General features: G+C 62.6%; 7 protein-coding genes and 1 pseudogene. 1 reads left to right on the top strand and 7 read right to left on the bottom strand.

What is annotated here, in order from left to right; translation table 11 throughout:
* The 5 genes from Q0176_RS07580 to Q0176_RS07560 all read right to left on the bottom strand — a co-directional run.
* On the bottom strand, positions 1 to 814 hold an 814-nt coding region (locus tag Q0176_RS07580), incomplete at its 3' end, for a sugar phosphate nucleotidyltransferase (RefSeq protein WP_299301011.1).
* A gap of 222 nt (positions 815 to 1,036) precedes the next feature.
* Entirely contained in the window at positions 1,037 to 2,488 is a 1,452-nt protein-coding gene (locus Q0176_RS07575) for a glycogen/starch synthase (RefSeq protein WP_299301008.1), read from the bottom strand.
* A gap of 4 nt (positions 2,489 to 2,492) precedes the next feature.
* Positions 2,493 to 4,238, bottom strand: coding sequence for an alpha-glucan family phosphorylase (gene glgP, locus Q0176_RS07570; protein ID WP_299301006.1), 1,746 nt, complete (start codon positions 4,236 to 4,238; stop codon positions 2,493 to 2,495).
* Between the two features lie 107 nt (positions 4,239 to 4,345).
* Positions 4,346 to 5,842 (bottom strand): 4-alpha-glucanotransferase, encoded by a 1,497-nt coding sequence (gene malQ, locus Q0176_RS07565; protein ID WP_299301004.1) that lies wholly within the window; start codon positions 5,840 to 5,842, stop codon positions 4,346 to 4,348.
* Positions 5,839 to 7,458 (bottom strand): amidohydrolase, encoded by a 1,620-nt coding sequence (locus Q0176_RS07560; protein WP_299301002.1) that lies wholly within the window; start codon positions 7,456 to 7,458, stop codon positions 5,839 to 5,841. The genes malQ and Q0176_RS07560 overlap by 4 nt, the downstream gene beginning before the upstream one ends.
* 424 nt (positions 7,459 to 7,882) lie before the next feature.
* On the opposite strand from Q0176_RS07560, the gene Q0176_RS07555 reads away from it, so the two are divergent.
* Positions 7,883 to 8,482: a NifB/NifX family molybdenum-iron cluster-binding protein gene (locus tag Q0176_RS07555; protein WP_366797345.1), complete on the top strand. Its 600-nt coding sequence runs from the start codon at positions 7,883 to 7,885 to the stop codon at positions 8,480 to 8,482.
* A 196-nt stretch (positions 8,483 to 8,678) separates the two neighbouring features.
* Here Q0176_RS07555 and Q0176_RS11250 read toward each other — a convergent pair whose 3' ends face one another.
* Together Q0176_RS11250 and Q0176_RS07550 are read right to left on the bottom strand one after the other, a co-directional pair.
* On the bottom strand, positions 8,679 to 8,858 hold the full coding sequence (locus Q0176_RS11250; RefSeq protein ID WP_366797343.1) for a DUF4303 domain-containing protein: 180 nt from the start codon (positions 8,856 to 8,858) through the stop codon (positions 8,679 to 8,681).
* Between the two features lie 184 nt (positions 8,859 to 9,042).
* Positions 9,043 to 9,320 (bottom strand): annotated as a pseudogene (locus tag Q0176_RS07550) (hypothetical protein); the annotation flags it as partial.

The following is a 9,320-nucleotide window of genomic DNA, read 5'->3' as shown; positions in this document are numbered from 1 at the left end:
AGCTTTCGTAAAACATATCCAGTTGCGGGTATTCGCTGACCAGGTCGATGTTGGCGCTCCAGTAGCTGTCGATGGTGCCCACGTCGCGCCAGTAGATGGTGCCCTGGGTGTTGCGGCCTTTGCTGGATTTTTCGAAGGGGTGCGCATAGACGACGCCTTCGCTCACGCCTGCCGGGATGACGTCGTTGCCGAAGTCGTGCGAGGTTTCGGGGCTGGTGGCTTCGCGCTCCAGCACCTGGTAGAGGTATTCGGCGTCAAAGACGTAGATGCCCATGGAGGCGAGTGAGGAGCCTGGGCGGTCGGGCATGGGCGGCGGATCGCTCGGTTTTTCGACGAAGGCTTTGACTTTGAGTTTTTCGTTCACGGCCATGACGCCGAAGGCGGTCGCCTGTTCGCGCGGGACTTCGATGCAGCCGACGGTGACTTTCGCGCCGCTGGTCACGTGGTCACGGATCATTTGCATGTAGTCCATTTTGTAGATGTGGTCACCGGCGAGGATGAGGACGTATTTGGGTTTGTAGTGGTCTTTCATGATGTGGACGTTTTGCCAGACGGCGTCGGCGGTGCCCCGGTACCAGGTTTGGTCGTTGAGTTGTTGGCGCGCAGGCAGCATGTCCACGAATTGGCCGCGTTCGCGCGGCAGGAATGACCAGCCGTGCTGGAGGTGGCGCAGGAGCGAGTGGGCTTCGTATTGGGTGATGACGCCGATTTTGAGGAGGCCGGAGTTGATGCAGTTCGACAGCGCGAAGTCGATGATGCGGTACTTGGCGGCGAAATAGACGGCGGGCTTGGCCCGATACCGCGTCAGCGGCATCAGCCGCTCCCCCTTTCCCCCTGCAAGAACGACCCCCAGCACTCTTCCGTACTTTCCTCTGTTCATCATCGACATCCCCTTTCGTAGGGAAAAGCTCCCTGCTGCCACGTGCTGCGTCATGAAAATCATCGTGCAAAACGGCGCTCGAGCCTGCGGACCTCCGGCGGAAGCCCGGGAAGAAAACATGGAGAGGAAGCCCGGGGGAAAATGCGGCGAAGCGGGCTAAAGCGTTTGGTAAAGGTCCTTGTAGAGCAGCGCGGAGCGGTCCCAGGAGAAATCTCCGGCCATCGCTCGCGCGCGGAGCGCATTCCAGTACTCGGCGTCGCCGAAGCGCGCGACCGCCCTCCTCAGGGCCCAGAGCATGCCGGCGGCGTCGCAGGTCTGGAAGGTGAACCCGTTCCCGCCTCCGGGGGCGTCTGCGTCCGTCACCGTGTCCCTCAGGCCCCCGACCTCGCGCACGAGGGGGACGGTTCCATACCTCATGGCGATCATCTGGGACAGGCCGCAGGGCTCGAATACCGAGGGCATCAGGAAGATGTCGCCGCCCGCGTAGAGGAGGTGGGACAGCGGTTCGTCGTAGCCCCGGAAGAACCGCAGCGTGTCCGGGAAGCGATCGCCCGCCTGGCTGAGGGCGTTCTCGATCCAGCCGTGACCGCTGCCCAGGAAGACGAACTTCGCGCCGAGCCCAGGGAGCGCGTCGAGTGCGGAGAGGATGAGGGAGAACCCCTTCTGCTCCACGAGCCGGGACACGCAGACCACCAGGGGCTCTTTGGAGCGGGGGTCGAACCCCGCCCTCCGCAGCAGCTCCTCCCGGGCCTGCGCCTTGCCCCGGAGATTTTTCGCCGAGAACCGCTCCGGGATGTGGGGGTCCGTCTCCGGGTTCCAATAGCGGGTGTCGATGCCGTTCAGGATCCCGGACAGCTTGCGGCGTTGTTTATAGATGACGCCGGACAGCTCGCGCGTGGACTCGTAGGTCTGTATCTCCTGAGCGTAGCGCGGCGAGACCGTCGTCACGGCGTTGGCGGCGACGATGGCCCCCTTCAGGAGGTTGACCCGGCCGTAGAACTCCATGGCCTCCATGTTGAAGCTCCAGGGCTCGAGCCCGGAGGCCTCCATGAAGGGCTCCCGCTCAAGGATCCCCTGGTAGGCGACGTTATGGAGCGTGACGACGCACCGGCCCCCGACGGTCCGGTAATGACGGTGCCAGGCCAGGGCGCAGGGGAGGAAGGCGCTGGTCCAATCGTGGCAGTGGTAGAGGTCGGGGGTCCACTTGAGTACCCGAAAGAGCTCCAGGGCCTGCATGCAGAATACGGCGAAGGGGGAGGCGGTGCGGAAGTCGAGGTGCCACGGATACATGTCCCCCCCGTAGTCCTCCGCCCTCAGAAAGTAGACGGGCACGTCCGCCACCTCGGCCTTGACGACCTCCGCGTCCCGGACCTGCCAGTCGTAGGCGGCGCAGACCCGTTCCGGGAGCACCGTCATCTTCAGGCCGGAGGCCGAGACCCTGTCCAGCACCCCCGGCCAGGCGGGGGTCACGACGCGGACGTCGACGCCGGCGCGGCGCAGCGCCTGGGGAAGGGAGCCGGCAACGTCGCCCAGCCCGCCCACCTTGGAGAAGGGCGCGTACTCCGTCGTGACGAAAAGAACCCTGGTCCTGCCGCCGACCCCGCGCATGGCCTCACATCCCTCTGAAGTCGATGGAGTAGGCCTTGGAGGCGTACTCGCGGACCACCCGATGCGTGTTGAAGAAGCTGGCGTTCAGGGCTATCGTGTGGCGCATCATGTCCAGCCATTTGTCGTGGTTCTCGTAGTAGGTGGGGATGATCTTCTTCTCGAGCTTTTCGTAGAGGTCGATGGCGTCGAGCGACTCGTCGTAGTGGTCGGAGAGGTCCCCCCCGTTCGGTTCGGGCCCGATGGACCAGCCCGTCACGTCCTCGATCCAGCCCTCGATCCACCACCCGTCGAGCACGGAGAAGTTCATGATCCCGTTCATGGCGCATTTCATGCCGCTGGTCCCGCTGGCCTCGCGGGGGCGCATCGGGGTGTTGAGCCAAAGGTCGACGCCCTGGGTTATCAGGGATGCGATCTCCATGTTGTAGTTGTCGATGAAGACGATGGGGATGGACTCCTCCAGGTCCCGGGCCGCCTTGCGGATCTTCTGGAGCAGGGCCTTGCCGCCGTTGTCGCTGGGATGGGATTTCCCCGCGAAGATGAACTGCACCTTACGGTTCCCCGCCACCTCCAGGAACCGCTCGAGGTTGGAGAAGAGCAGGTCGGCCCTCTTGTAGGTCGCGGCGCGCCTCGCGAACCCCAGGGTGAGCACCTCGGGGTCCAGCTGCCTTCCGGTCGTCTCCAGAACCCGGGCGAACAGGCGCAGCTTGGATGCCTGATGCGCGGACCAGAGGTCCTGCACCGGGATGGTCAGGGCCTGGACCAGACGGCCGGGATCCTCCTCCCATCCGGGGATGTGCCGGTTGTAGAGCTTCCTCATCCCGGAGCTCACCCAGGTGGTGGGGTGGACGCCGTTCGTGACCCAGTCCACCGTCTCCATCCGGAACATGGCGTTGCTCACCTCGGCGTGCTTCTTGGCGACGCCGTTCACGTAGCGGCTGTACTTCAGCCCCAGCTCGGTCATGGAGACCCCGGGGACGTCGGGCATCATGCGCTTGAGCGTGCTCAGGGCCTCCGTTGGGAAGACCCTGTCGATCAGGCCGAACTCGAAATAGTCGTGTCCCGCCGGGACGGGCGTGTGAGTCGTGAACACGACCTGCTCGCGGATCTTGTCGGGGTCGTAGTAGCCCTGCTCGCGCATGAGCTCGAGGGTCAGGAAGCCGGCGTGTCCCTCGTTGAGGTGGAAGGTCTCGATGTTCATGTAGCCCAGGTCGCGCAGCATCCGCAGCCCCCCGACGCCCAGGATGAACTCCTGACAGAGACGGTAGCAGTTGTCCCCGCCGTAGAGGTACCAGCAGAGCTTGCGGTCGTCGGGATGGTTGGGTTCGAAGTCCGTGTCCAGGAAGTAGACGGGCAGGGGGTACCCGGTGGACCCGATGATCTCGTAGACCCATACCCCCACCTGGATCTCCCTTCCCTGAAGGTTGATCAGGATGCGGTTGGGCAGGAGCGTCAGCTCGTGGGAGGGGTTCCACTGGACGGGCTTCTCCTTCTGCCAGTCGTCGGCGTTGAACTCCTGGACGAAGTAGCCCTTGCGGTAGAGCAGGGTGACCCCCGCCATGGGGACGCCGAGGTCGGCGGCGCTCTTCAGAATGTCGCCGGCCAGGACCCCCAGCCCTCCCGAGTAGGTGGGGATGGACTCCTTGAGCCCGACCTCCATGGAGAAATAGGCCAGCGGCCTGAAGGCCGGGTCGTTCTCCATGAGGCTCCTGAGGGAATAGCCGAGATCGCTGCGATGCAGTCGCTGTATCATAGTCGGTGATGCTCCTTTCCGGTTGCGGCCCGTCGAGCCTCTGATTGAATTATCTCACAGATTTGCCCTTTGGGGGCGGGAGGCGCCCGATCGGAGGCCCGATCGCGTCATGCCCTGCCGTAGAGCTCCGTAAGCTCCCTCAGGCACGAAGCCAGCCGCTCATCGGCCTGGCCGGGCATCATGCGCCAGGCCCAGTTCCCGGTGGGCGTGGAGGGGATGTTGATCCGGCAGGAGGCCCCCAGTTCCAGATGGTCCTGCATCGGCACGACGGCGGTCTCCGCGACGGAGCTCATGGCCATGCGCACCATCTCCCCCGCCGCCGTGCGGCGGTTCACCTCGCGCCCGAGGTAACGGGAGAGGTTGGTGATCTCCTCGGAGGAGGCGTCCTCCACGAACCAGCCCAACGACGTGTTGTTGTCGTGGGTCCCCGTGTAGATGACGTTGACCGGCGTGTGGTTGTGCGGGGCGTAGGGGTTGCGGGCGGGATCGCCGAAGGCGAAGTGAAGCACCAGCATTCCCGGCAGGCCCAGGCTGCGGCGCAGGGCCTCGATCTCGGGGGTGAGAATGCCCAGGTTCTCCGCCCAGAAGGGCAGGGTCGGGAAGTTCCGGCAAAGGGCCTCGAAGAAGTGCTCGTGGGGCGCGCTCCGCCAGAGGCCGACCTCTGCGGTCCTCGCGTCGGCGGGCAGCGACCAGTAGCCGACGAGCCCCCGGAAGTGGTCGATGCGGACGCGGTCGAAAAAGGTCAAAAGATGCCGCAGACGCTCCATCCACCAGCGGAAGTCCTCCGCCAGCATGGCGTCCCAGTTGTAGAGGGGATTCCCCCAGAGCTGCCCCGTCGCGCTGAAGTAGTCCGGCGGCACCCCCGCCACGGAGACGGGGGCCAGCGCCTCGTCCAGCTCGAACAGATGGGGGTGCAGCCAGACGTCGGCGCAGTCACGGGTGACGTAGACTGGGACGTCCCCGACCAGGCAGATCCCCAGGTCCGAGAGACGGGAACGGAGCGCGCCCATCTGGGAGGAGAAGAGGAACTGGACGAAGCGGTGAAACTCGATCTCGTCGGCCATCTCCATCCAGGTGCGGTGGAGCGCTTCGTGACGGCGGAACTTCAGGTCCTCGGGCCATTCGTACCAGGGCTGGCCGCCGCGGCACCCCTTGATGGCGGCGAAGAAACTGTAGCCCTCCAGCCAATGGCGGTTGTCGGCGAAGAAACGCTCGTACCTCGAACGGGCCCCCGCTCGCTTGAAGTTCGACCACGCCCGGCGCAGCAGGACGTCCTTGAAGGCGCGCACGCGGTCGTAGTCCACCCGGGCGTCGTCGAAGGCGGGCGCATCGGCCAGGTCCGCCTCGTCGATCAGCCCCGAGTCGGCCAGCGCCTCGGGGCTGATCAGCAGGGGGTTGCCCGCGAACGCGGACGTGGGGCTGTAGGGGGAGTTGCCGCAGCCACCGTCGATGGCGGTCAGGGGCAGGACCTGCCAGACCGTCTGGGCCGCGTCCCTCAGAAAATCGGCGAACCTCCGGGCCTCCGGGCCCATGTCTCCGATGCCGTAGCGGGAGGGGAGGGCGAAGAGGGGGAGCAGAATGCCGCTCCTTCGGGGGCGGCTCATGCGAGCTCCGGAACGGCGTGGGTGATGCGGCCCCCGCACAGGGTCATGGCGACGCCGATGTCGGCCAGCTCCCGTGCCGGCGCCAGGAAGGGATCCCGTTCGAGGACGACGAGGTCCGCGTCGCGGCCCGGGGCTATCTCGCCACGGCGCCTCTCGTTGTGCCCGTTCCATGCGCCGTTCCAGGTATAGGTACCGATGGCCTCGGCCACGGAAAGGCGCTCCTCCGGGACCCATCCATCCTCCGGCCCCCCGTTCGGGGCGGTCCGGGTCACGGCCGCATGGATTCCCAGCATCGGGCGCAGGCTTTCGATGGGGGCGTCGGAGCCGGAGGAGAGCACGATCCCTTTGCGCATCATGGAGCGCCAGCGATAACCCGCCTCGGCGCGCGCCTTCCCCAGCCGTTCCAGGGCCATGGTCCTGTCGGACGGGACGAAGCAGGGCTGGATGGCCGCTCCCAGTCGGAGGTCCCTCATCCGATCGAGCTGCGCGTCGTCCGCCGTCTGGGCGTGGACAATCAGGTGGCGCGTGACCATGGGCCGCTGCTTCATGGCGCGCTCGAAGGCGTTCAGGCACATGTCGAGCGCGCCGTCTCCGATGGCGTGCACCGCAACCTGCATCCCGGAGAGATGCGCGGTGAGGATCAGGTCGTCCAGCTCGCCCTGCTCGAAAAGCGCCGTGCCCCGCTCGCCGGGGGAGTCGGCGTAATCCTCCCTCAAAAACGCGGTCCGGCCCCCGAGGGAGCCGTCGCTGAGGAGCTTCAGCGGGCCGATCTGGCACAGCGGGATCCCGTCGCCGCTCCTCCAGCCCTCGGACAGAAAGCCCTGAAGCAAATCCATGTTCGGCAGAAGAAGCTGGCGACGGAGGCGGAAGGGAAGGTCTCCGCTCCGGGCGGCGTCCAGGAAGAACTCCTGCGACCTTCGAAAGTCGAACCCGAACATCGAGAGGTCGTCGGAGTGGATCTCCGTCAGGCCGTAGCCCGCGGCCTGGGGGCCGTACTTCCGAAGCAGGCGCGTCAGGTCCGCGTCCTCCAGGGCGGGGATGCATCGGGCGATCAGGTTCAGGGCGTTTTCCTTGAGGATCCCGTTCGGCTCCCCGTCCTCGCCGAGCTCGATCACGCCGGCCTCGACGCGGGTGTTCCCGGTGATGCCCGCGGCCTTCAGCGCGGCCGTGTTCACGACGGCGACGTGCCCGCAGACGCGCCTCAGATAGACGGGAATGTCGGGGACGACGGCGTCGAGGTCGTGCCGGGTGGGCATGACGTTGTCCATCAGGACGTGATTCCAGCCGTGCCCCTGGTACCATCCGCCAAGAGGGGCGGGATGCTCGTCCGCGTAGGCTTCGAGGATTCCGCGAAGATTGTCCGTGGAGCGGCAGTCCCCCAGACGGATCGCCTCCTGAGACTGCGCCCAGGCCAGAAAATGAGCGTGAGAATCGCTGAAGCCGGGGAAGACGGAGCGACCCTTGAGGTCGATCAGCTTCGTGTCGCAGCGGAGCCCTATGGTCGCCGTCGTTCCGATGGCCGCGATGCGCCCCGCCTCGATAAGGAGCGCCTCCGCCATCCCCATGGGGGTATGGATGCGCCCGTTGATCAGCGCCGTTTGTTCTGCATGGGGCATCAGAACCCTGCCTCCTTGAATTTCGTTATTTTCCCGTCCCCGGTCGGGGAGCCGTTGTGAACGCTGGGGGAATCGCTTCATTATAGCGTAAGGGACAGTCATCGATAACGTATCGTAAGCCGCTCCCTCCAAAAACGCTTTTGAGAGTGACGCTTCGGCGGTTGCCCCCGACAATCTGATTTTGTAGCGTATGCAGTGGACTTGAAAGCCCCCCGGCGCCGCGGCTATGACAGGGGACATCACAAAAAATCATCAACGCGAGTATAATAGTAATCGACAAATGTCAGAAAGGAGAGATGATGCCAAGACCTGTCAGGCGCCCTAAAATAGAGCGGCTGCCGGTCTATCGCAGCTCCTCGCCTGACGATGTGACCGCCGTCGAAAGCATTACGACTTCTGAATGGCGAAGGACTCACGTGCCAGAATGCCTATCGCCTGCACTACGATTACGGCGATTCACGACAGCGCAAGGAAGAAAATAGCAGATGTCCTCGTTCACGGCAAACGGTTGCTCATCACAGGCGGCTGTTGCGAGTTCGAACCGGTCGAGATCCATCAAGAGTTTATGGAGAAAGGATCAAGGACGATGAGAATAGCGGTAACTTATGAAAACGGAGAGGTTTTTCAGCATTTTGGTCATTCCGAGCGGTTCAAGTTATATGATGTGGAAGAAAACAGAATCATCGCTGAGCGGATCGTGGATACAAACGGAAGCGGCCACGGTGCGCTTGTAGGATTTCTGCAGGCGGAGAAGGTGGATGCTCTGATCTGCGGTGGCATCGGCATGGGAGCGCAGACGGCTCTCTCAGATGCAGGCATCGAGTTCTATGCCGGCGTTCAGGGATCGGCAGACGCTGCGGCGAAGGCCCTTGCCGAAGGAAACCTCGCTTATGACCCGGATGCCCGCTGCGACCATCATGACCACGATCACGGCGACGACCACGACTGCGGCCATCACAATGAACACCACAGCGGTGAGTGTGGGCATGGCCATTGTGCGGGGCATCACGGCCACGGAAATTGATGTCGATGATCCAATCGGACTGCGGAGGTCGTAAAGGAAGCTGGATTTATAGTGGTCCTCTAGTTGGGGACCACTATACCCAAACAGATTGGGGTTACGCATGCCGCCGTTCGTTGCCTTGGAGCTGCAACTCTATTCCATTGTCAAGTTACCGAAATCTCAAGATTTGCTGTCTGTACGATGTATTGGGGAAGTTCTAGCCGTACAAAAACCGAGAGAATAATTTTGCCTCTTCCTTTGTGTTTAGTTCCTCGAAAATACGCATCATCTCATCCTCGTTATAATATTCCCAGACTTCAAAATTAATTAAGATCCTTTCCGGGTACACCGACTCAAAATATTTCTCATCGCGCAACTGCTTCAGGCACTTTATCAAAAAATCAAATTCGCGCGCTATCTGCCCAAGGGGATCGACTTCCGAGAGGTTCGGAACGACGATGTTTTGCGGATTGTGGAACGCCTGAACAACCGTCCCAGAAAATGTCTCGGCTTTCGTACCCCTAATGAGGCTTTGTTCAATTTGCCTGTTGCATTTAGCTTGACAGTCTAGCCATCGTCGTTCAAATCCCTTTGTCTGTCATCTGAAGATCACGGATCATTTTCAAGTATTCTTCCGATTTGCCGTTGTACAACACATCGATCATCATATCGAAAGTAAGAAGGATTCCGCTGATTACAGTATCAGAGTTATAACCGTTAGGAACTTCATCACCAGCGATTGGTATTTCTATTTCGTTGATCCACCATCTTTCAATTTTACGATAAAGGCTCAACAAGTCTCCTAATGCCTTTGCATGTGCCTCATAAAGTCCCTTCCATAGGTATTCGGTCATTTCAT

Source organism: uncultured Fretibacterium sp. (assembly GCF_938040765.1).
In the GTDB taxonomy this organism is placed as follows: domain Bacteria; phylum Synergistota; class Synergistia; order Synergistales; family Aminobacteriaceae; genus CAJPSE01.
The sequence above is the reverse complement of the archived record's forward strand: the minus strand, read 5'-3'. Positions and strand labels throughout refer to the sequence as shown.